Annotated in this window: 19 protein-coding genes, 1 tRNA gene, 1 pseudogene and 1 other annotated feature; of the genes and pseudogenes, 12 read left to right on the forward strand and 9 right to left on the reverse strand. The window is 58.7% G+C overall.

Annotation, left to right across the window (positions count from 1 at the left end):
- Positions 1 to 69: 69 nt before the first annotated feature.
- The 3 genes and pseudogenes from ACR3XE_RS10695 to ACR3XE_RS10705 all read left to right on the forward strand — a co-directional run.
- Positions 70 to 882 carry an SDR family oxidoreductase gene (locus tag ACR3XE_RS10695; RefSeq protein WP_473700191.1) on the forward strand — a complete coding sequence of 271 codons (813 nt, stop codon included), beginning with the start codon at positions 70 to 72 and terminating at the stop codon, positions 880 to 882.
- Positions 883 to 1065: 183 nt separating this feature from the next.
- A complete protein-coding gene (locus ACR3XE_RS10700) occupies positions 1066 to 1188 on the forward strand; it encodes a hypothetical protein (protein WP_473700190.1) in 123 nt (40 codons plus the stop codon).
- Positions 1185 to 1896, forward strand: a pseudogene (locus tag ACR3XE_RS10705) (DDE-type integrase/transposase/recombinase); the annotation flags it as partial. The gene ACR3XE_RS10700 and the pseudogene ACR3XE_RS10705, both read left to right, overlap by 4 nt.
- 43 nt (positions 1897 to 1939) lie before the next feature.
- On the opposite strand, the gene ACR3XE_RS10710 reads toward ACR3XE_RS10705, so the two are convergent.
- A protein-coding gene (locus tag ACR3XE_RS10710) for an IS3 family transposase (RefSeq protein ID WP_473699677.1) occupies positions 1940 to 3168 on the reverse strand; the annotation gives its coding sequence in 2 pieces (ribosomal slippage) (positions 1940 to 2880 and positions 2880 to 3168; 1230 coding nt in all).
- Positions 2771 to 2887: a sequence feature (AL1L pseudoknot), on the reverse strand. (Overlaps the previous gene by 117 nt.)
- A gap of 197 nt (positions 3169 to 3365) precedes the next feature.
- Here ACR3XE_RS10710 and ACR3XE_RS10715 point away from each other — a divergent pair.
- The gene (locus tag ACR3XE_RS10715; protein WP_486186023.1) at positions 3366 to 4370 is read left to right on the forward strand and encodes a prolyl oligopeptidase family serine peptidase; all 1005 of its coding nucleotides are present in this window, start codon (positions 3366 to 3368) and stop codon (positions 4368 to 4370) included.
- Here ACR3XE_RS10715 and ACR3XE_RS10720 read toward each other — a convergent pair.
- The 8 genes from ACR3XE_RS10720 to ACR3XE_RS10755 form a co-directional block, all read right to left on the reverse strand.
- Positions 4367 to 5974: an asparagine synthase-related protein gene (locus ACR3XE_RS10720; RefSeq protein WP_486185722.1), complete on the reverse strand. Its 1608-nt coding sequence runs from the start codon at positions 5972 to 5974 to the stop codon at positions 4367 to 4369. The two genes, ACR3XE_RS10715 and ACR3XE_RS10720, sit on opposite strands and share 4 nt — an antisense overlap.
- Before the next feature lie 122 nt (positions 5975 to 6096).
- A complete protein-coding gene (locus ACR3XE_RS10725) occupies positions 6097 to 6735 on the reverse strand; it encodes a lasso peptide biosynthesis B2 protein (RefSeq protein WP_473700187.1) in 639 nt (212 codons plus the stop codon).
- Between the two features lie 205 nt (positions 6736 to 6940).
- Positions 6941 to 7084 (reverse strand): benenodin family lasso peptide, encoded by a 144-nt coding sequence (locus tag ACR3XE_RS10730; RefSeq protein ID WP_473700186.1) that lies wholly within the window; start codon positions 7082 to 7084, stop codon positions 6941 to 6943.
- A 401-nt stretch (positions 7085 to 7485) separates the two neighbouring features.
- Positions 7486 to 7562 (reverse strand) — tRNA-Arg (locus tag ACR3XE_RS10735).
- 55 nt (positions 7563 to 7617) lie between these two features.
- Complete coding sequence (gene ppdK, locus ACR3XE_RS10740; RefSeq protein ID WP_473700185.1) at positions 7618 to 10281, reverse strand: pyruvate, phosphate dikinase; 2664 nt, start codon at positions 10279 to 10281, stop codon at positions 7618 to 7620.
- A gap of 86 nt (positions 10282 to 10367) precedes the next feature.
- A complete protein-coding gene (locus tag ACR3XE_RS10745) occupies positions 10368 to 10748 on the reverse strand; it encodes a hypothetical protein (protein WP_486185723.1) in 381 nt (126 codons plus the stop codon).
- Between the two features lie 119 nt (positions 10749 to 10867).
- Positions 10868 to 13186 (reverse strand): glycine--tRNA ligase subunit beta, encoded by a 2319-nt coding sequence (gene glyS / locus ACR3XE_RS10750; RefSeq protein WP_486185724.1) that lies wholly within the window; start codon positions 13184 to 13186, stop codon positions 10868 to 10870.
- Positions 13183 to 14064, reverse strand: a complete 882-nt coding sequence (locus tag ACR3XE_RS10755) for a glycine--tRNA ligase subunit alpha (protein ID WP_473700305.1) — start codon at positions 14062 to 14064, stop codon at positions 13183 to 13185. The genes glyS and ACR3XE_RS10755 overlap by 4 nt, the downstream gene beginning before the upstream one ends.
- Positions 14065 to 14133: 69 nt before the next feature.
- Between ACR3XE_RS10755 and ACR3XE_RS10760 the strand changes: the two genes are divergently transcribed.
- The 8 genes from ACR3XE_RS10760 (at position 14134) to ACR3XE_RS10795 (ending at position 20938) form a co-directional block, all read left to right on the forward strand.
- Positions 14134 to 14352, forward strand: coding sequence for a hypothetical protein (locus ACR3XE_RS10760; RefSeq protein ID WP_473700182.1), 219 nt, complete (start codon positions 14134 to 14136; stop codon positions 14350 to 14352).
- A 12-nt stretch (positions 14353 to 14364) separates the two neighbouring features.
- The gene (locus tag ACR3XE_RS10765) at positions 14365 to 15300 is read left to right on the forward strand and encodes a TraB/GumN family protein (RefSeq protein WP_486185725.1); all 936 of its coding nucleotides are present in this window, start codon (positions 14365 to 14367) and stop codon (positions 15298 to 15300) included.
- A gap of 41 nt (positions 15301 to 15341) precedes the next feature.
- Positions 15342 to 16199 carry a TraB/GumN family protein gene (locus ACR3XE_RS10770; RefSeq protein ID WP_473700181.1) on the forward strand — a complete coding sequence of 286 codons (858 nt, stop codon included), beginning with the start codon at positions 15342 to 15344 and terminating at the stop codon, positions 16197 to 16199.
- A gap of 109 nt (positions 16200 to 16308) precedes the next feature.
- A complete protein-coding gene (locus tag ACR3XE_RS10775; RefSeq protein WP_473700304.1) occupies positions 16309 to 16974 on the forward strand; it encodes a 50S ribosomal protein L25/general stress protein Ctc in 666 nt (221 codons plus the stop codon).
- A 145-nt stretch (positions 16975 to 17119) separates the two neighbouring features.
- On the forward strand, positions 17120 to 17689 hold the full coding sequence (pth, locus tag ACR3XE_RS10780) for an aminoacyl-tRNA hydrolase (RefSeq protein WP_473700303.1): 570 nt from the start codon (positions 17120 to 17122) through the stop codon (positions 17687 to 17689).
- Between the two features lie 19 nt (positions 17690 to 17708).
- On the forward strand, positions 17709 to 18806 hold the full coding sequence (gene ychF, locus ACR3XE_RS10785; RefSeq protein WP_473700180.1) for a redox-regulated ATPase YchF: 1098 nt from the start codon (positions 17709 to 17711) through the stop codon (positions 18804 to 18806).
- A 103-nt stretch (positions 18807 to 18909) separates the two neighbouring features.
- Positions 18910 to 20472: an alkaline phosphatase D family protein gene (locus ACR3XE_RS10790; protein WP_473700179.1), complete on the forward strand. Its 1563-nt coding sequence runs from the start codon at positions 18910 to 18912 to the stop codon at positions 20470 to 20472.
- 10 nt (positions 20473 to 20482) lie between these two features.
- Positions 20483 to 20938, forward strand: a complete 456-nt coding sequence (locus tag ACR3XE_RS10795) for a MaoC family dehydratase (protein ID WP_473700178.1) — start codon at positions 20483 to 20485, stop codon at positions 20936 to 20938.
- The last annotated feature ends 109 nt before the right edge of the window (positions 20939 to 21047 follow it).

A 21047-nucleotide genomic window follows, 5' to 3' on the forward strand; every position in this document is an offset into this window, starting at 1 on the left:
TATCAGAATTGCCATCTTTATCACGTGGTCATAAACATACTATCTCCCTTCTGTCAGACGAGACTGCATATGGCAGAACTCGCGATACATGATGAAGGAGATGAAACCGTGACCGATCACAGCATTAAGGGAAAAACCGTTCTCATCGCTGGAGGGGCCAAGAATCTGGGAGGGTTGTTGGCACGCGACTTGGCCGAGCAAGGCGCCAAGGCCGTCGCCATCCATTATAACACAGCGGCAACAAAGCAAAGTGCGGATGAAACATTGGCCGCTATCAAAGCTGCCGGTGCACAAGGCGTCGCGCTTCAGGGCGATCTTACGACGGCCGGAGCGATCGAAAAATTATTTGCCGATACGATTGCGGCCGTAGGCAAGCCAGACATTGCGATCAACACGGTCGGCAAAGTACTAAAAAAGCCTTTCACCGAGATTAGCGAAGCCGAATATGATGAAATGACGGCCGTGAACTCGAAATCCGCCTTCTTCTTTCTCAAGGAGGCGGGCAAGCAACTCAACGACAATGGCAAAATCTGCACGCTCGTGACGTCGTTATTGGGAGCCTATACGCCATTTTACGCCGCCTATGCGGGTACCAAGGCTCCGGTCGAGCATTTCACCCGCGCGGCTTCCAAGGAATTCGGCGATCGAGGAATCTCGGTGACAGCGATTGGCCCAGGGCCGATGGACACACCTTTCTTCTACCCGGCGGAAGGCGAGGAGGCAGTTGCCTATCACAAGACTGCCGCAGCCCTGTCGAAATTCTCGAAGACGGGGCTGACAGATATCGAGGACATCGTTCCCTTTATCCGTTTCCTCGTCTCGGACGGCTGGTGGATGACGGGGCAAACCGTCCTCGTCAATGGCGGCTACACAACGAAATGACCAAGAGCGTGGCCGGGATTCTCCATTCCCGGCCACGCCAGTTGCAACTTCAGCCCCGCTTGGTCAGAAACCACTTATCAAATCGGGAGATTTCGATGGCTAACAAATATTAGTCGTGTAGGACTGTACGGACTCGCGGGACATCTTTCATACTGCCGACAGGCAGTAAGAAGGATGGACCCTATGACCAAGGAAGACCGCGACATTCAGCGCAAGCTCAAGGTGCTGCGCCATGCTGAGAAGACTGGCCATGTGGCCAGAACCTGCCGATACTTCGACGCGGGTCGATCAAGTTTCTATCGCTGAAAAGCCAACTTCGAGCAGCGCGGCGAAGCCGGGCTGTTCAACGAAAGGCCCTTTCCGAAGAACCCCGCCAACCAGACGCCGCCCGAGATCGTCGAGAAGGTCCTCTACCTGCGAAGCAAATACCACCTCGGTTCAATCAGGATCGTCTGGTACCTGGCGCGCTATCACGACGTCAAAATCTCCGACGCTGGCGTAACACGCATTCTGCGCCGCAACGGCGTCGGCCGGCTACCGCGCGGAACCCGGATGCGCAAAGTCCACACCTAGCGCTACAACAAACAGGTTCCTGGTCATCACATCCAGATGGACGTCAAGTTCCTGACCTTCATCGGTAATCACGGCGAGAAGATCCGGCGCTTCCAATATACCGCAATCGACGATGCTACCCTCGTCAGAGCGCTCAAGGTCTACGATAAGCACACATAAGCCAACGCGATCGACTTCGTCGATCACATCATCGAAAAGTTCCCATTCCGCATCAAGGAAATCAGAACCGATAATGGTCATGAGTTCCAAGCCAAATTCCACTGGCACGTCGAGAATCAGGGCATCCGCCATGCCTATATCAAACGCGGAACCCCGCAACTGAACGGTAAGGTCGAGCGGTCACATCGTTCAGACCAGCAGGAGTTATATCAGCTCTTGTCATACAAAGGCGACGTCGATCTCGAGGCCAAGCTCGCCGAATGGGAGAACTTCTATATCTTCAATCTGAACCGCCCCGGGATTGCCGGAGGCCATTTGGTATAAGTTATGCTGCCATGGCGGTGTCGTCCAGCATGGCATAGTATTGTTGTTCGGCTTCGGCGGGCGGGATGTTGCCGATTGGCTCCAGCAAACGCCGATGGTTGAACCAATCGACCCATTCCAGTGTGGCGAACTCGACGGCCTCGAAGGAACGCCATGGTCCGCGGCGGTGGATCACTTCGGCCTTGTAAAGGCCATTGATCGTCTCCGCTAAAGCGTTGTCATAGCTGTCGCCGACGCTGCCGACCGACGGCTCGATGCCGGCTTCTGCGAGGCGTTCAGTATACTTTATAGATACATATTGGGATCCGCGGTCGCTGTGATGAACCAGTCCGCCACGATGGACCGGTCGGCGGTCGTGCAAAGCTTGCTCCAGGGCATCGAGCACAAAGCTGGTATGTGCTGTCCGGCTGACGCGCCAGCCTACGATGTAGCGGGCATAGACGTCGATCACGAATGCGACATAGACGAACCCGCTCCAGGTCGAGACGTAGGTAAAGTCCGAGACCCACAGCCTGTTCGGCGCCGGGGCATGGAACTGCCGGTTGACGCGATCCAGCGGACAGGGCGCAGCTTTATCGCTGATCGTGGTGCCGACGGGCTTGCCACGGATCACCCCGTGCAAACCCATATCGCGCATCAGCCGTTCAACGGTGCAGCGAGCTATGGTGAACCCTTCACGCCTCATCTGCCGCCAGACCTTGCGCACGCCGTAAACAGCGAAGTTCTCGGCGAACACGCGCGCGATCTCGGGCTTGAGCGCCAGGTCGCGTCTCGCCCGCGCCGACAGGCGCAATGGATCCCGCCGCTGCGCGACATGTTTGCGGTAAGTGGAAGGGGCGATCGGCAAGACCTTGCAGATCGGCTCGACCCCATGAAGCTCGCGGTTATCATCGATAAACGCGATCATCGCTTGAACGGGCGGTCGAGCTCCGCCTGCGCAAAATATGCTGATGCCTTGCGAAGAATCTCGTTGGCCTGACGCAGCTCGCGGACCTCGCGTTCCAGCGCCTTCAGCTTGTCGGCCGTATCACTTGGCACGCCAGCGCGCTTACCGCTATCGACCTCCGCCTTCTTCACCCACTCGTGAAGCGTCTGCGGCGCGCAGCCGATCTTGTCCGCAACCGACACCACCGCTGACCAGCGGGACGGATAATCGCCTTCGTGATCCAATATCAACCGCACCGCACGGGCGCGGACTTCCGGTGAAAACTTGTTCGTTGTCTTGCTCATAAGGACTCCATCTACTCAAGAGTTGGAGCCTCCGACAATCCCGGGGCGGTTCAAACCCGCATTATGGGCTCGCGTTGATCGAGGACGGACGCGTACGCTCGATCAAGAGTGAGGATAGCCTGACACGCTGTGATTTCGGCGCCAAGCTCGCGATGGGGATATGCGTGCGCGAAGGGATGGCGCGACCTCCCGAGTTGGTGCGGGTCGATCTGAAGCGAAATCATGTGGAACGAATCGCACCAGTGTCGCCTTCCCATGAGGAGATTGCACCGCTCATAATCCGCCCGCGAACCTGGGTGAACAGGCTCGGCTACACCGCGACAGGCTTTGTCATCTTCCCACGCGGTTATGTCGCGGGTCGCCGCTATCCTACAATCATTATCACCCACGGCAGCGATGCCGATGAACGATTTGCCAACATTGGATTTCAGTGGAATTATCCGGTGCAGCTTTTCGCTGAGCGAGGCTATGTCGTGTTGGCGATCAATGATCCAGGACCGCGGCAAAATTCCGAACTCTGGGCCGTATTCCAGGCCTGGCTTCGCGGTAGCGGACCACCGGGGCCCGAAGAAATGCAGCGTCTCGGCTGGGTGAATGGCGTTTATAGCTTCGAGGATGCCGTGAAGGAAATGGCAACCGAAGGGCTCGTCGATCCTGAGCATGTGGGCATTGCGGGATTCAGTCGCGGCTCGCAAATGGTCAATGTCACCCTGACGCACTCAAAACTTTTCCGCGCAGCTTCAGGCGGTGACGGCAGCTTTCTCGAGCCATTTTCTTATCCCGTGTCACATTCCTCCGACGATGTGATCTTCGGAGGATCCCCGTTCGGGGAAAATATCGTTCATTATCGCCGATTTTCTCCCTCGCTCAACGCTGGCAAGGCCTGTACGCCGCTGCTCCAGCAGATGGCGCTACCGCTTCCCGGCGCACTCGACGTCTACCAGGCGTTGCGAGACCATAATGTTCCGACGCAAATCAGCTATTACCCCGGCGAAAGTGCCGCGTCAGACGAGACGCACGCCTTTCATATTCCATCAAACAGGCTCCTCGCGATGCGGGAGAATCTTGCCTGGTTCGACTATTGGCTTTTGGGGCGACGCGATGCCGATGCCCCATTCCCTGAACGGCTCGACCTATGGGACAAAATGGCATCCGATCCAAAACGGCCTTGTCAATCTTCCACATCGAAGCTGGAACCCTAGTTTGAGGTCTCACTCCACCAGCGTGCCCAGCTCTCGGCGGCAGCGAATATGAGGAGCCGCTGCACGCGATCGGTGCCATGCCAGCTTGGATCCTCATCTTCATCCAATATCGCGGGGTCGACTATTCCTGCGGAGGCTAAGCGTCCTCCACGCAGCATATCGCGGAGCGCACCCGAGTGTCGCTGATATATAGAAAGACTGAATCCACCGGGGCCACCCTTATGGGCACGGCGCAAAATTGTCTCGGGCAGCAAATCTTGGAACGCGGTGCGCGCAATGGCCCGATTGGCGCCACCTTCGATCCACATCCATGTCGGGATCGAAAGGCAGAGTTCGACAATAGGCTGAGCCAACAACGGCGCGATATGGGGTGGGTGCGTTGCGCGCGGATATAATTCGAGGCTGCGGTGCGATCGCATCAGAAAGGCAATGTGCGTCGCCTTACCGGGAAGACTATCATCAGGTGCTGAGAGCCAGGGATGGAGTCTATCGGCTGAGCGAATTCGGGCGGCAGCAGCAGCCGAAAGGCCGTAAAAGTCGTACCGAACTTTATGTTTCCGGTCGAGACGACGATATTTGTTCCACGCATGTCGCAGCACTGTCGCAGCATCGGATCCGGTCAGATCGGAGAGATTGCGTAAAGTGCGTGCAAGCGCCGGTCGCGGCCCCTCGACGAGAAAATGATCAAGAAAGGGCAATGCGCTCCGCATGCTGCAAAAAATACCGTCGCCGCCATTGCCCGAAAAATGCGCATCGATCTGCCTGTCCTGTTGCAAATGATTGTGGATCGCCTCGATCGCCTGCTTGAAATAGGCAGCATTGGGCAAGGGGTGATGCGGCGCTACGGCCCGACCGATCTCGATATCGTCCAGCTCGTAGCGATTTTCGCGAAGCGGTAGGTCCAGCGCTTTCGTCAACGAACGGGCATAGCGACGCTCATCGCCTTCGGCATCGGGCCCAACGAGCGTGAGGCAGGACAAATGCGATGTTCGGCGATGCACAGCAGCTGCTACGATCGAAGAATCGAGTCCGCCCGACACGCCAAGCAGAATATTCTCGAAACAACTGGCCCAGGCGCCGACGGCATCAAGCACAACGTCGCGCAACTGTGTGGCAGCTTGTGCATTGCTAAGTCCCGACAGCGGTCGCACATAATCCCAAGGTGACCACCATGTTTCAATCGCAATGGAGCCGTGATCGACCGACAGACATTCACCGGCGATCAATTCATCGACTCCCGTGATGCAGGTCGACCGCCCTATGGCGTCCATGCTGCCCAGCAGAAGCGCCACCTCCTCATAATTGACGCTTGTCATACCGGGTGATGCGAGTTTGGTGATATCGTCTGATAGCGATACGCAGCCCGCCTCGCGCTTCAAATAACAAGGGAGCGTACCCGATGGATCGCGCAATATGCTCACCTTTCCGGTCGCGTCGATTCGGATCATCAGATAACCGCCCCAATAGTCGGTAAGCAGCGATCGGCCATCGCTCTCCCGCAGACTTTCAAGCGCTTCGTTATCGAGACGGCTGACCCGCCTACTCGGCGGGCCGCGGACAAAAAGATGACCGATAATGCAGCCGTCAGGTCCTAGCGAAATCACGGGCTCATCAGTCCACACCCGGATCGCCGGATGGTCAAAAATGAGCCGTCCACTCAGTGGCCACTGTGATTTGATTACCGCATCATCGCTTAGCGGAAGTTGGATGCGATAGCCCCCAGACATCATATGGCGAATAAGGGTGCGAAAGGAAGAATGATATCAAGCGGGTCAGTGAGGACCACATCGTCCACCTGCACCCAGCAGTGCGCCGAAAATGGCATGGCAACACCGATGACCAATCGCGAAGCGCAGCGTTGGCGGATAAGCAAGCGCTTCATCGCAAGACCGCGGACAAGACATTGATCTATCGATGTTGCGAAGCGGCGCGAGCGCTGAAAAGCGGCGGCGAGAAGCGACAAGTTGACCGTATCACTTAATGGTCCGAACTGCGCATGTTCAAGATCGCCAAAGATGGCGGCTAGACGGCGACCGGCGATCTCTCGACGTGCGCGTGACTGGGCAAGGAGGCTGGCCGCTGTCAAGAGCAGCGGAGCATGCGGAAGCGGTGTGTCGACAAGGCTTGATTGCGCGGAGGCAATCTCGGCGCATGCATTCAACGAAGCAGGTTCGCCAACGGCAATCAGTCTATGCGCGGCGAGCCACTCGCAATCCGCAGCTTGAGCACACGCGCCGAAAAAGCGATCCAAGCACCCGGCACCCCGACCTCTCACTAAAAAATATCGATCGCACGATAAATCGAGGAACACATAATCGTCTCCAATCTGGCGGTAGCAGAGATCTGGTCGGATATTGAGCTGCATAATCGTCCAACGAATTTTGCTGTGGTGTGATAGAGTGCCAGTCAGCCGCTTGCTTCATTGCGCCGGCTCAAGGCTCAGAAATAAATGCTAAAATTGATGCCGACATGCGGGTCGATTTGACGCGAGCGGGAATCTATTGGGGGAGAAAGAAGACAGGATGGGACAAGGACGTGCAGCTCAATTGAGTTGCACGCCCCTCGCTTCGTCAATCGTCGGCTTGGATGCCTCCGAATAGATAGCGTTGCCTAGTCTGGACATCTTCGGGACCGACACTGCCGATACCCCGTGTCTCAATCGCGGCGGCGCCGAGATCGATCACATCATCATCGAAATATTCATCGATTTTCATGACATTTCCTTTCCAACAAATACGACCAATGTGAGTCGCTTAGGAAAGTTATGCCTTCGAGATTTTCCATTCCATTTTATAATCAAATTATAATCGGAAACGACAATCTGTATTTAAAAAATGACCGAGCATTGGAAAACACGCGTTGGGAGCGCGCACTGGCACCTTTAGCTTACGCCTGGACATACGTGACAGAGCCCGGTCTGGCATCATTATTAAAATGCCGCCCATCAAGTCTGACAATATATTCCTGATGGGCAAGCAGAGTTGGCCCCAGATATGCACCCATCGATCTCTACAGCGAGCCAGAGATTGAAAGGATTGAACGTCGTTATGGTGATTGCTGGGTGATTGCTGGAATAAATCCAATTAGTCCAAATTTCCGAAAAACCGCAGAAAAATGGTGCACCCGGAGCGATTCGAACGCCCGACCCCCAGATTCGTAGTCTGGTGCTCTATCCAGCTGAGCTACGGGTGCGTAGTGTGCAGCGCCTTTAAGGGGCTGCGCGAAACCGCGCAACCCCCTTTAGTCGCTATTTTGCTTTCAAGGCCGCCTGCGCCGCTGCCAATCGTGCAATTGGCACGCGATAGGGCGACGCGCTGACATAATCGAGGCCAACGGACTCGCAGAACTGGATGCTTGGCGCATCACCGCCATGCTCGCCGCAAATGCCCATTTTAACGTCAGGCCGCGTCGCACGACCCCGGTCGGCAGCGATTTCGATCAACTGCCCCACGCCTTCGACATCCAGGCTGACAAAGGGGTCGGTGACGAAAATGCCCTTGTCGACATATTGGGTCAGGAACCGTCCGGCATCGTCGCGGCTGATACCGATTGTCGTCTGCGTCAGGTCGTTGGTACCAAAGCTGAAGAACTCGGCCGTCTTGGCGATCTCTCCGGCCATCAGCGCGGCGCGCGGCAATTCGATCATCGTGCCGACCAGATAGGGAACCTCGCGACCCTTTTCGGCAAACACAGCCTTGGCCGCTGCGTCGACAATCGCCTTCATCAGGTCAAATTCGCGGCGGGTGGCGACAAGAGGTATCATCACTTCGGGAATCGGGGCCTCACCCGAAGCCGCCGCAACATCGCACGCCGCTTCGAAAATCGCCCGTGCCTGCATCTCGTAAATCTCGGGATAGCTGACCCCCAGACGACAGCCGCGATGCCCCAGCATCGGGTTGAACTCGTGCAGTTCATTGGCGCGCGATTTCAGCTTCTCGATGCCCACGCCTGCCGCTTCGGCAACCTCGGCGAAATCCTCTTCACGCGTCGGCAAAAATTCGTGCAGCGGTGGATCGAGCAGGCGGATGGTAACGGGCAGCCCCGTCATCACCTCGAAAATTCCCGCGAAATCTGCGCGCTGTTCGGGCAGCAATTTGGCAAGCGCGGTGCGGCGGTCCTCTTCGCTGTCGGCAAGGATCATCTGGCGCACCGCAGTAATCCGCGCGGCGTCAAAGAACATATGCTCGGTACGGCACAGCCCGATGCCTTCGGCGCCGAAATCGCGCGCGACTTGTGCGTCTTGGGGCGTTTCGGCGTTGGCGCGCACCTTCATGCGGCGCACCCGATCCGCCCAGACCATCAACGTCCCGAAATCGCCGACCAGTTCGGGCAACAAGGTCGGAACCTCGCCCGCCATCACTTCGCCGGTCGATCCGTCGAGCGTGATAATCTCACCCTCGCGAAATTCGCGCCCGTCGACACGCAACACCCGCGCTGCGCCGTCGATGGCGATACTGCCCGCGCCCGAGACGCAAGGGCGCCCCATGCCGCGCGCCACGACGGCGGCGTGTGACGTCATGCCGCCGCGCGCGGTCAATATGCCCTTGGCCGCGTGCATCCCGTGGATGTCTTCTGGACTGGTTTCAACGCGAACAAGGATCACCGCCTCGCCCATCGCCGCCGCACGCTCGGCGCTGTCGGCGTCAAACATGATCTGACCCGACGCCGCGCCGGGGCTGGCGGGCAGCCCCTTGGTCAGCACATCGCGCACCGCGTCGGGGTCGAGCGTCGGGTGGAGCAGCTGGTCGAGCGCGCCGGGGTCGACGCGGCCAACCGCTTCCTCTTCGCTGATCAGCTTTTCACCGACCATATCGACCGCAATTTTCAATGCGGCCTTGGCGGTACGCTTGCCAGACCGTGTTTGCAGCATCCACAATTTGCCGCGCTCGACTGTGAATTCAATGTCCTGCATGTCGCGGTAATGGCCCTCAAGCCGGTCGAACACCTGCCCCAGCTCGGCAAAGGTATCGGGCATCGCCTCTTCCATCGAAAGCGGCTTTGCCCCTGCCGTTTCGCGTGCAGCTTTGGTCAGATATTGCGGGGTGCGGATACCCGCGACGACATCCTCGCCCTGCGCGTTGATCAGCCATTCGCCATACCAAGCGTGCGCGCCGGTCGCCGGATCGCGGGTAAAGGCAACGCCGGTGGCCGATGTATCGCCCATATTGCCGAATACCATGGCTTGCACATTGACCGCGGTGCCCCATTCGCCGGGGATCGAATTCAGACGGCGATAGACTTTCGCGCGGTCGCTTTCCCAACTGGTAAAGACCGCCTCGACCGCGCCCCATAACTGGTCCTGCGGATCTTGCGGAAAATCACGTCCCGATTCTTCGCGCACGATGGCCTGAAACTGTCCCACCAGCGCCTGCAAGTCTTCAGATGATAACTCAGTATCGAGATAAAAGCCCTTGTCTTCCTTGGTGATTTCCAGCGCTTCTTCAAACGCCCCATGGTCCAGCCCCATCACCACATCGGCATACATTTGAATGAAACGACGATAGCTGTCCCACGCGAACCGCGCATCGCCCGAGGCCTCGGCCAGCCCCACCACGGTCGCATCGTTCAGGCCAAGATTCAGCACCGTATCCATCATCCCCGGCATCGACACCCGTGCCCCCGACCGCACCGAAACCAGCAACGGGTCGGCGGCATCGCCAAATTGCTTGCCGGTAATCGCCTCGACATGCGCGATGCCCGCCGCAACCTGTTCGCCCAATTCGGTCGGGAATTGCTCGCCGCCAGCATAATAAGCAGTGCAAACCTCGGTCGTGATCGTAAATCCCGGAGGAACCGGCAGACCAATCGACGCCATTTCAGCCAGGTTCGCGCCCTTGCCGCCGAGCAGATTCTTCGACCGCTCGCTCGTCGTGGCGTCGCCACCGAAAAGATGCACCAAATTCGTCGTCATGTCTTGCTCCTGTCGCCCCGGGGAGGAGGTTGCGGCTGGATAGGGCCGAATATTGCTTCGGTCGATTCAGAATTGCTTTGGCAATGTCAGCTTTGGCTGTTGTCTCCGCCACGCGCTTGCCAGGCTTCGATGATCGCCCGCCCGGCCCGGCCACGAAAGTTTAGCATTGGCAGGTCGTGGCGAAAGTGAATTTGGCCGACCTCCAGCAACATTATCTTGCGAGCCTCAACCGACGCGATCGCATCCCAGCCGATATGCAATGACGGGTGGAACAGCTTAAAAAGGAAGATCGGTCGCAGATATATACCGCGCTGATCGATCCAGACATTCATCGCGTTGCGATAGCTGGAGCCGCCGGGAAAACGACCGATCGTCATCGTCGCCCAGGAAAAATGTCGCGCATCGGACGGGATCGGGCGGTCCCAAGCAAAATCAGTCTGGAATTTCGACCAGCCGAGCCCCGCCATGACACGCATCGCCAAAAGCAACATCGCGATTGTAAAAACCGGGAATCCCAGTGCGAAGATCCAGATCATCTGGCTTTGGTCCATCGTGCCGTTCCTCCCCTTTTTGACGCTTGCTGGCGCTATCCCTCTATGCGCGAGAAATCGGCGACGCTGTGCACCGCGTCACGGAAGCGCGCGAGCAGCCCAAGACGAAAAGCGCGGATATCTTCGTCGGGATCATTGACCATCACCCCGTCGAAAAAGGCATCAATCGGCGCGCGAAGGCTGGCCAGCGCCGCCATGGCGTCGGTGAAGCGCTCCTCGGCGACAGCGGTCGCGGCAGCAGGTTCGGCGGCATCGAGCGCGGCAAGGAGCGCCGCGTCGGCCTCGGTTGGCGCCGCAGCTACAGCCGTGCCGCTCACCTCACCCGCCTGCTTCAATATATTCGACGCGCGTTTATAGCCCGCGAGCAGGTTGGTGCCGTCGTCGGTCGCCATGAAGGATTGAAGCGCCTTTACCCGCGCCAGCAAGCGAACCAGATCATCTTCGCCGCCAAGAGCGAACACCGCGTCGATCAGGTCATGGCGAACACCGGCTTCGCGTTGCTGGAACTTGAGGCGTTCAAACAAGAACAAATAGATTTCAGCAGCGAGGTAACGCGAACGTTTGATTTGTTCCTCGCTAACCTGTTCATACGATTTCCAAACCTCGCGGGCAGCAGCAACCATGATGTCAGCCATATTTTCGCGAGAAACTATGGCCTCTTTGGCACTTTCGAGCATTGCGCCCAGCTTCGAGGTATGACTTTGATCGAGACGTCGGATGAAAACTGCTGCAATCTCTGTGAAAACAAACCGAGCATCAAAGCGTAAGTTGTTGGCGATCAATATTGCAATGATCGCCAATCCGGCACGACGCAAAGCAAACGGGTCTTTGGAGCCCGTCGGCTTCTCATCAATTGCAAAAAATCCGAAAAGCGTATCCAACTTATCCGCCAACGCCACAGCCACCGTCACTGGCGCCGTCGGAACATCATCGCCCTGCCCGACTGGCTTGTAATGGTCGCGAATCGCGTCGGCGACGGCGTCGGGCAAGCCTTCGGCGCGGGCGTAATAGCCGCCCATCAGCCCCTGCAATTCGGGAAATTCGCCAACCATTTCAGTGACGAGATCGGCCTTGCACAAACGCGCCGCCAGCTCGGCCTGATCGGCAAGCGAAAGCCCCTCCCCTTCAGGGGAGGGGTTGGGGTGGGGGTCATCGGTCTGCGCGGCTTCAGGACGAGAGCCCCCACCCCCGGCCCCTCCCCTGAAGGAGAGGGGGGAATCGGTGACAATCCCCTCCTCGACCAGCCAGCGCGCCAGTTTCGCGACCCGCTCCACCTTATCGGCCACCGTCCCCAGCTTCTCGTGAAAAGTGATGCTCGCCAGCTTTTCGGCATGTTGCGCCAGCGTCTTTTTCTGGTCCTGATCCCAAAAGAATCGCGCATCGGACAGCCGCGCCGCCAACACTTTTTCATTGCCCGCGACAATCGCCGCACCCCCATCATGCGCCGCTACATTGGCGGTACAGACAAAGGCGTTGGCGAGTTTCCTCTCGGCATCATGCACAACAAAATATTTCTGGTTCACCCGCGCGGTCAACTGAATGACCTCGGGCGGAACCGCGAGGAAGTCCTCGCTAAAGCGTCCGAGCAGCGGCACCGGCCATTCGGTCAGCCCCGCATTTTCCACCACCAGCCCCTCGTCCGCAACCAGCGTCAGTCCGGCATCCGCCGCCGCCTTGGCAGCGCCGTAGCGGATCAACTCCGCGCGTTCCTCTTGGTCGACGATGACGTGGCAGGCGCGCAGTTTCTCGGCATAGTCGGCAGCGCTGCCGATGGTGATCTCGCCGGGGCAGTGGAACCGGTGGCCGCGGGTGGCAACGCCGCTGACGACGCCATCAACTTCGCACGGCACTAATGTCTCACCAAACAGCGCTACGATGCCCGACAGCGGACGCACCCAGCGCAGGCTTTCGCTGCTATGGCTTGCAGCGCCCCAGCGCATCGATTTGGGCCAGCTGAATGCGCGGACCATGGCGGGAACAGCCTCTGCGAGTAGCTCGGCGGTGGCGCGACCCGGCTTTTCGATCACAGCAAACAGCGTAGGCGATCCCTTGACGTCGCGGGTCACCAATTGATCGCGGGTTAGCCCCGTCGACCGCAAAAATCCTTCGAGCGCCTTGTCGGGCGCGTCAGCGCGCGGGCCTTTGCGCTCCTCGCTCACCGCTTCGGTGGCTTCGGGTAGACCGCTGGCAATCAACGCCAACCGGCGCGGCGTCGACCAGACATGCACCGCCTCACATGCAATGCCCGCAGCCGTCATCTCGGCGCGAAACAGCTTTTCCAGTTCCGCCCGCGCCGCCGCCTGCATCCGCGCCGGAATTTCCTCGCTGCGCAGCTCAAGAAGGAAATCGGTCACAGCACCCACTCCGGAAATTTCGCGGTCCAAGCATCCGACTGGCTGTCGATCCACGCCTTACAGCTGCCCTTCGCCAAATCGCGGACGCGGCCCATGTAATTGGCGCGTTCCTGCACGCTGATCACGCCGCGCGCTTGCAACAGGTTGAACAAATGACTGGCCTCAATCGCTTGGTCATAGGCCGCCAGTGGAACAGCGGCGTCGATGGCGCGCTGGCATTCGGCCTCGGCGGCCTTGAACCCCGCGAACAGGCTGTCCGTATCGGCGACCTCGAAATTCCATTTCGAAAACTGCTTTTCATTCTCCAGAAACACATCGCCATAGCTGACCGCCGCAATATCGCCGACCGCGTCGGAAAAGCGCAGATCATACACATTGTCGACGCCCTGAATATACATCGCCAGCCGTTCGAGCCCATAGGTCAGCTCGCCCGCGACGGGCTTGCAGTCAAATCCGCCCATTTGCTGAAAATAAGTGAACTGGGTGACTTCCATCCCGTCGCACCAGACTTCCCAGCCCAGCCCCCACGCGCCCAGCGTCGGCGATTCCCAATCATCCTCGACAAATCGGATGTCGTGGAGCAGCGGGTCGATTCCGATCGCGGCCAGACTGCCCAGATATTGGTCCTGCAGGTCGGCGGGCGACGGCTTCATGATTACCTGATACTGGTAATAATGCTGCAAGCGGTTGGGATTTTCACCATAGCGGCCATCGGTCGGGCGGCGGCTCGGTTGGACATAGGCGACATTCCACGGTTCCGGCCCCAGACTGCGCAACGTCGTGGCGGGATGGAACGTGCCAGCGCCGACGCGCATGTCATAAGGTTGTAAAATCGCGCAACCACGTGCGCTCCAATAGGCATGAAGCGTCAGGATCATGTCCTGAAAGCTCAAGGGTTCAGGTCGGTCAGAGTCGGCCACGGCCGCGTTCCTTCGCAGGTGCAACAATTGGCCGCCGCCTTGGCGCAGCACGCCGCGCGGGTCAAGGCTGACCGCAGTTGCATGCCTTCGGAAAATGGCCGCCGCTATCGTGCTGACACGGCAACGAAAGGTCAGTTTATGGAAAAGGATATGCTGGGATTCGGGCATATCGGCGCCAAATTCTGTTATTCCAAATTTGCCCTCCCCTTTTTCGCCTCACTGTCCTATTCCGATCATCCAGTTTGAAAGGCTCTCCCTGTGAAAAAATGGCTTAAGAAACTTGCCCTGACCTGTGCGATTATCCCCCTCGCGCAATGCACCGTGTTGCCCATTGGCTCACCCGCATCGCGCGCCGCCGAACCCGCACATGCCTCTGCGACGACCGATGCCGACCCGGCGCTGTGGGTGGTCAAGGATGACGACACGACCATCTATTTGTTCGGTACTGTCCATGTGCTGAAACCCGGCCTGACATGGTTCGACGAAGCAGTGAAAACCGCGTTCGACAGCTCCGACCAGCTGATGCTGGAGGTTGCGATGCCAGAGGATAAGAGCAAAGTGTCCAGCATCATGCTTCCGCTGGCGATCGACCAGAATGGCAAGAAGCTGCCCAGCCTGCTGACCGCCGATCAGTTAAAGGCCTATCAGGCCGCAATGACGAACCTTGGCCTGCCGCCGGGTCAATTTGATGCTTTTGAACCCTGGTTCGCGGCGATTACCCTGTCCGTGCTGCCGCTGACCAAATTGGGATATGATCCGGAACAAGGCGCCGAGAGTCAGCTTACAAACCATGCAAAAGAGAAAAAAAAGCCGGTTTCCGGCCTTGAAACCATAGAGGAACAGCTCGGCTATTTCGATTCCCTGCCCGAAAAATCGCAGGTCGCTTTCTTGAACGATACGGTCAAGGAAATCGACACTATCGGTCCGATGCTCGACAAAATGGTCACATATTGGGGCCAAGGTAAAACCGATGAACTGGCCGCGCTGCTCAATGAATCGATGGATGACCCCCCCGAACTGCGCCAAATATTGCTGTACAACCGCAATGCCCGCTGGGCCGAAAAGCTTCAGGCACGAATGGCAAAACCGGGGACCGTGTTCGTCGCGGTTGGCGCTGGCCATCTGGCCGGCCCGCATAGCGTGCAGGATTATCTGAAAGAGCGCGGCCTGACGGCAACGCGGGTCGCCTATTGATCGCGACCATTACTCCTTCCTTGCGAAAGGGTCGCCCTTTTGTGGCGGCCCTTTTGCTATGCCTGCTGACGTCGTGCGACAGCGGCGAGATACACAAGGCCAGCCCGGCGATGTGGGTCGCCAGCGACGGCGACACCACCCTCTATATGCTTGGCACGATGCACGCCCTGCCCGCGCGGACGGATTGGGACGATGGCGCGGTGGGCAAAGCCATCGCGGCGGCCGACACGCTGGTTCTGGAACTCTCACCCGCCCAAGTCAGTGCCGCGCCCGCGGTGATGAAGAAGCTCGCGGCACGCGACCACCCGCTAGCTATGCGCGATCGCTTGTCACCGGACCTGTTCGCCAAATATCGCCACCTGACCAGCAAGAGCGGACTGAACGGCTTTGATGGCGACAAACTCGACGATTGGGCGATCACCTTGGCGATGGGCTCCTATACGGCGACCCGCGCCGGTCTGACGGGTTCTGCGGGTGTCGAAATGGGACTGATCAGCCGCTTTCAGGCCGATGGCAAACCAATCAAGGGGCTGGAAACCGCCCAGGGCCAGTTGATGCTGTTCGACAGCCTGCCCGCCCGCGTGCAACATGACATGCTGACCGAAACGATCCGAAAATCGGACGACGCCGTCAACGAGGTCCACAGGTTGGTCGATGCGTGGTCGACGGGCAATGTCGACCAGATCCACGCCCTTATCCTCGAGGATTCAGACAACAGCCCCATCGCCATGCAAAGCATCTATACCAACCGCAACATTCGCTGGACCAATTGGGCGATCAAACGGCTGGACAAGCCGGGAACAGTGTTCCTAGCCGTCGGAGCGGGTCATCTGGCGGGGCCAGACGGCCTTCCCGAACGACTGGCCAAGCGCGGCATCGCGGTGCGACGGGTGCAATAGACGCCCGACCCCTTGCATTTGCCCGCCTTCCCCGCTAAGCGCCGCGGCTTCCGTTATGGTCATCCCTGGAGGCGTGGCGGACTGTGAAATCTATACTCGGAGAAAAATGATGAGCGACCAGCTGGTGCTGTCGGCCGAGACGCGTGAACGGGGAGGCAAGGGAGCCTCACGTGAGTTGCGTCGTAATGGCCGCGTCCCCGCCGTAGTCTATGGCGGCAAAGAAGAACCCTTGATGATCCACGTCGAAGAAAAGCTGCTGATGAAGCAGTTGATGACGGGTCATTTCATGAACTCGGTTGTGATGATCGACGTTGGCGGCAAAAAAGTGCGCACCCTGCCCAAGGATGTGTCTTTCCACCCCGTCAAGGATCGTCCGCTCCACGCCGACTTCCTGCGCATTTCCAAGGACGCCAAGGTTGCCGTTTCGGTTCCCGTCCACTTCTTCAACGAAGAACTGGCACCTGGCCTGAAACGCGGCGGCGTTCTGAACGTCGTGCGCCACGAGCTGGAACTCATCTGCGACGCCGACAAATTGCCTGACGACATCCAGATTGATGTCACCGGCTATGACGTTGGCGATTCGATCCACATCAGCAGCATCATCTTGCCCGATGGCAGCGAGAGCGCGATCACTGATCGCGACTTCACCATCGCGACCATCGTTGCACCGTCGGCGATGAAGTCGAGCGAAGGCGACACCGAAGCTGAAGACGAAGACGCCGAAACTGAAGGCGAAACCGAAGGCGAAGCCGCCACGGGCGACGACGCCGAATAATGCCGACTCTAACCCCTCCCCTTCAGGGGAGGGGTTGGGGTGGGGGTTGCGAGGTGGAGCTAGGCCGATGGCCCCACCCCGCTGCGACTAACCAGCAAGCTGGTAAGTCTCGCTGCCCCTCCCCTAAAGTGGAGGGATGAAATTCATGCAATTATGGGTCGGCCTCGGTAATCCCGGACCGCAATATGCGCTCCACCGTCACAATGTCGGTTTCATGGCCGCGGATGTCATCGCCGATGTCCACGGCTTCCCCGCACCAGCCAAGAAATTTCAGGGCTGGATTCAGGATGGCCGGATCGGCAATCAACGCATCCTGCTGCTCAAACCCGGCACCTTCATGAACGAAAGCGGCCGCAGCGTGCGCGCCGCGCTCGATTTCTACAAATTGACATCGCAGGACGTGACCGTCTTTTACGACGAACTCGACCTGTTGCCGATGCGGGTAAAGGTCAAGCAAGGCGGCGGCGCGGCGGGCCACAATGGCATCCGCAGCATCATCCAGCATATCGGCGAAGATTTCCGCCGCGTGCGCATCGGCATCGGCCACCCGGGCGAAAAGCATCGGGTGACGGGTCATGTTCTGGGCAATTATCACAAGAGCGAAGTCGAACCGCTCATCGACCTACTCGGTGCCATCGCTGCCGAAGTGCCATGGTTGGCCGATGGTGACGATGTGCGTTTCGTGAACGACCTCGCTTTGCGACTGCAAGACTAAGCAAGATTAAGGACAGATAATGGGTTTCAAATGCGGTATCGTCGGACTGCCTAATGTAGGCAAGTCCACATTGTTCAATGCGCTGACCGAAACGGCGGCGGCGCAGGCGGCCAATTATCCTTTTTGCACCATCGAACCCAATATCGGCAATGTCGCGGTCCCCGATGCGCGGCTAGAAAAACTCTCGGCTATCGCGAGCAGCAAGAAAATCATCGCGACCCAGCTGGCCTTTGTCGACATTGCGGGTCTGGTTCGCGGCGCGTCAAAGGGCGAAGGACTGGGAAACCAGTTCCTTGGCAATATCCGCGAGGTCGACGCTATCGTCCATGTGCTGCGTTGTTTCGAAGATGACGACATCCAGCATGTCGAGAATAAGGTCGACCCTGTCGCCGACGCCGAAACGGTCGAAACCGAATTGCTGCTATCCGACCTCGAAAGCCTCGAAAAGCGCGTCCCCGCTTTCATCAAAAAGGCCGCACAGGGCGACAAGGAAGCGAAAATCGCCGCCAGCGTCCTCGGTCAGACGCTCGACCTGCTCCGCGAAGGCAAGCCGGCCCGACTGACCCAGCCCAAGGACGAAGAAGAAGAACGCGTGCTTCGGACCGCGCAACTCCTAACCTCCAAACCCGTCCTCTATGTGTGCAATGTCGATGAAGCCAGCGCAGCCAACGGCAATGCGTTCTCCGAAACAGTCTTTGCCCGCGCCGCTGCCGAAGGCGCGCAGGCGGTTGTCGTTTCCGCCGCAATCGAAAGCGAGCTGGTGACGATGGACATGGCCGACCGGCTGGAATTCCTCGAGGAAATGGGCCTGCACGAAACCGGCCTCGCTCGCGTCATCCGCGCCGGTTACGAACTGCTGCACCTCATCACCTTTTTCACCGTCGGGCCGCAGGAAGCGCGGGCATGGACCGTCCCTACCGGCGCCACCGCTCCCGAAGCGGCGGGCGAGATCCACAGCGATTTCCAGAAAGGTTTCATCCGCGCCGAAACCATCGCCTATGACGATTATGTCGTGCTGGGCGGCGAAGCGCGCGCGCGCGAAGCCGGAAAGCTACGCGCCGAGGGCAAATCCTATGTCGTCCATGATGGCGACGTGATGCACTTCCTGCATAGCTAGGGTCGCGCGAGCAATGACCGTCCAACCGGGCATAGGTCATTGAAGTAACAGCACACTGGTCTATCGAGGGGCGGTCGAGTCGTTCGTCCTTTGGAGCCACACCATGTTCAATCGTCGCCATTTTCTTGCTGCTGCCACGGTAACCGGATTGGCCGCACCCGGCTTGGTGCGCGCGCAAAGCCTGTTTCGCGACTATCCATTCAGCCTTGGCGTCACGGCTGGCGATCCGAGCGCCGATGGCTTTGTCATCTGGACGCGGCTCGCGCCCGATCCGCTGGCACCGCATGGCGGTATGCCGCTCTATCCGATGGCGGTCGACTGGGAAGTGGCGAGCGATAGCCGCTTTGACAAAATTGTCGCCAAGGGCACCGAGCTCGCGCGCCCCGAACTTGGTCACAGCGTCCATGTCGAGGTCGCGGGACTGCTCCCCGACCGCGTCTATTATTACCGCTTCACCGTTGGCGGCGACCGCAGCCTGCGCGGCCGTGCCCGCACTCTCCCCGCCGTGGGCGCCAGCGTTGATGCGCTGAAATTCGGGGTTTGTGGGTGCCAGCATTTTGAAGCGGGCTTTTTCGGCGCCTATCGCCACCTTGCCCGCGAAGATCTGGCCTTCGTCTATCACTATGGCGACTTCATTTATGAATATAGCTATGATTATCTCTACAGCGACGGCCTGCCGAGCCGCCCGGTGCGCAAGAACGCCTTTCGCAACCTGATCGACCTCGATGATTTTCGCATCGCCTATAGCCAGCAACTAGGGGACGTCGATTTGCAGGCCGCGCGTTCGGCCCATGCCTTCCTTTCCAGCTTTGACGACCATGAAATCCGCAACGACTGGGTGTCCGATGTCGATAATTGGCGCATGGAGGACGGCAATGATCCCGACGCCGCACCGCCCGAAGTCTTCATGCTCCGCAAACAAGCCGCGATGCAGGCCTGGTATGAACATATGCCGGTGCGCCGCGCGATGATCCCACGTGGCGGCATGGTCGCGCTCAACCGCGAACTTCGCTATGGCGACCTGATGGCGATGCAATTGCTCGACACCCGCCAATATCGCAGCGACCAGCCCTGCGAAGACGGTTTCAAACCCGCCTGCCCCGGCGTCTTTGCCAAGGATGCACAAGTGCTGGGCCGCGCACAGGAGGAATGGCTGGCACGCGATCTGGCAAAGGGCGGCGCGACGTGGAACACGCTGGCACAGCAAGTGACCATGATGTCGCTCGACCGGCGGCGGAGCCCCGATGAACCCAAGAAAATTTTGAATCTCGACAGCTGGGCCGGATATGAAGCACCGCGCGAACGGATGCTGTCGCGCATGGCCGGTCTCGACAATGTCGTCGTGCTAACGGGTGACGAGCATCAGAATTTCTGCGGCGATCTGGTGCTGAAGGACAAGGTCGTCGGCGCCGAATTTGTCGGCACCTCAATTAGTTCTGGCGGTGACGGCAGCGACAAGCGCCGCGGCACCGACGAATGGCTGGCGATCAACCCCGAACTCAAATTCGCCAATGACCAGCGCGGCTATATGGTGTGCGACGTCAACCGCGAGGCGTGGCAAACGAACTTCATGGTCGTCGACAAGGTCACGACCCCCACCAACACCCTCAGCAAGCGCGCCACCGGCGTCGTCGCGCGCGGCGAGGCCGGCGTGACAATGGCCTGACAGGACAGATATGCTCTATTTTGAAGATATCGAAGTCGGGTCCAAACAAAGTTTCGGCAACAAACTCGTCACCCGCGAAGAAGTGATCGACTTTGCAGAAAAATATGATCCGCAGCCCTTTCACCTCAGTGATGAAGCGGCAGCGGAAACCTATTTTGGACGCCTGTCGGCCAGTGGCTGGCACACCGGCAGCATGGCGATGCGGATGATCGTCGACAATATGAAGGTGCATCAACAAGCGGGGCTTGGCTCACCCGGCATGGACGAGCTCCACTGGCTCAAACCCGTCTATCCCGGCGACACGCTACGCTGCGAAACCGAGGTATTGGAAAAGCGCCAGTCGCAAAGCAAACCCGAAATGGGCAGCTTCAAATCAAGGCTGACGGTGCTCAATCAGGACGATGTGCCGGTGATGACGATGGTCAGCGTGGGACTGATCCGGGTGAGAGGTGACTCAGTGCTGTGAACAGATGGTCAGTTTTTTGGCCGGCTACCGGACGTTTATAATCCGTCATGCTGAACTTGCTTCAGGGTCCATGGCCTGATGCTTCGACCTTAGGCCATGGACCCTGAAA

This window comes from Sphingopyxis sp. 10G20-10 (genome assembly GCF_057365075.1).

Coding starts and splice junctions, on each gene's coding strand:
- ACR3XE_RS10795 (WP_473700178.1), top strand. CDS start 20,483: ATGCTCTATTTTGAAGATATCGAAGTCGGGTCCAAACAAAGTTTCGGC.
- ychF (WP_473700180.1), top strand. CDS start 17,709: ATGGGTTTCAAATGCGGTATCGTCGGACTGCCTAATGTAGGCAAGTCC.
- ACR3XE_RS10700 (WP_473700190.1), top strand. CDS start 1,066: ATGACCAAGGAAGACCGCGACATTCAGCGCAAGCTCAAGGTGCTGCGC.
- ACR3XE_RS10775 (WP_473700304.1), top strand. CDS start 16,309: ATGAGCGACCAGCTGGTGCTGTCGGCCGAGACGCGTGAACGGGGAGGC.
- ACR3XE_RS10745 (WP_486185723.1), bottom strand. CDS start 10,748: ATGGCGGGGCTCGGCTGGTCGAAATTCCAGACTGATTTTGCTTGGGAC.
- ACR3XE_RS10755 (WP_473700305.1), bottom strand. CDS start 14,064: ATGATCCTGACGCTTCATGCCTATTGGAGCGCACGTGGTTGCGCGATT.
- ppdK (WP_473700185.1), bottom strand. CDS start 10,281: ATGACGACGAATTTGGTGCATCTTTTCGGTGGCGACGCCACGACGAGC.
- ACR3XE_RS10730 (WP_473700186.1), bottom strand. CDS start 7,084: ATGAAAATCGATGAATATTTCGATGATGATGTGATCGATCTCGGCGCC.
- ACR3XE_RS10790 (WP_473700179.1), top strand. CDS start 18,910: ATGTTCAATCGTCGCCATTTTCTTGCTGCTGCCACGGTAACCGGATTG.
- ACR3XE_RS10725 (WP_473700187.1), bottom strand. CDS start 6,735: ATGCAGCTCAATATCCGACCAGATCTCTGCTACCGCCAGATTGGAGAC.
- pth (WP_473700303.1), top strand. CDS start 17,120: ATGCAATTATGGGTCGGCCTCGGTAATCCCGGACCGCAATATGCGCTC.
- ACR3XE_RS10695 (WP_473700191.1), top strand. CDS start 70: ATGGCAGAACTCGCGATACATGATGAAGGAGATGAAACCGTGACCGAT.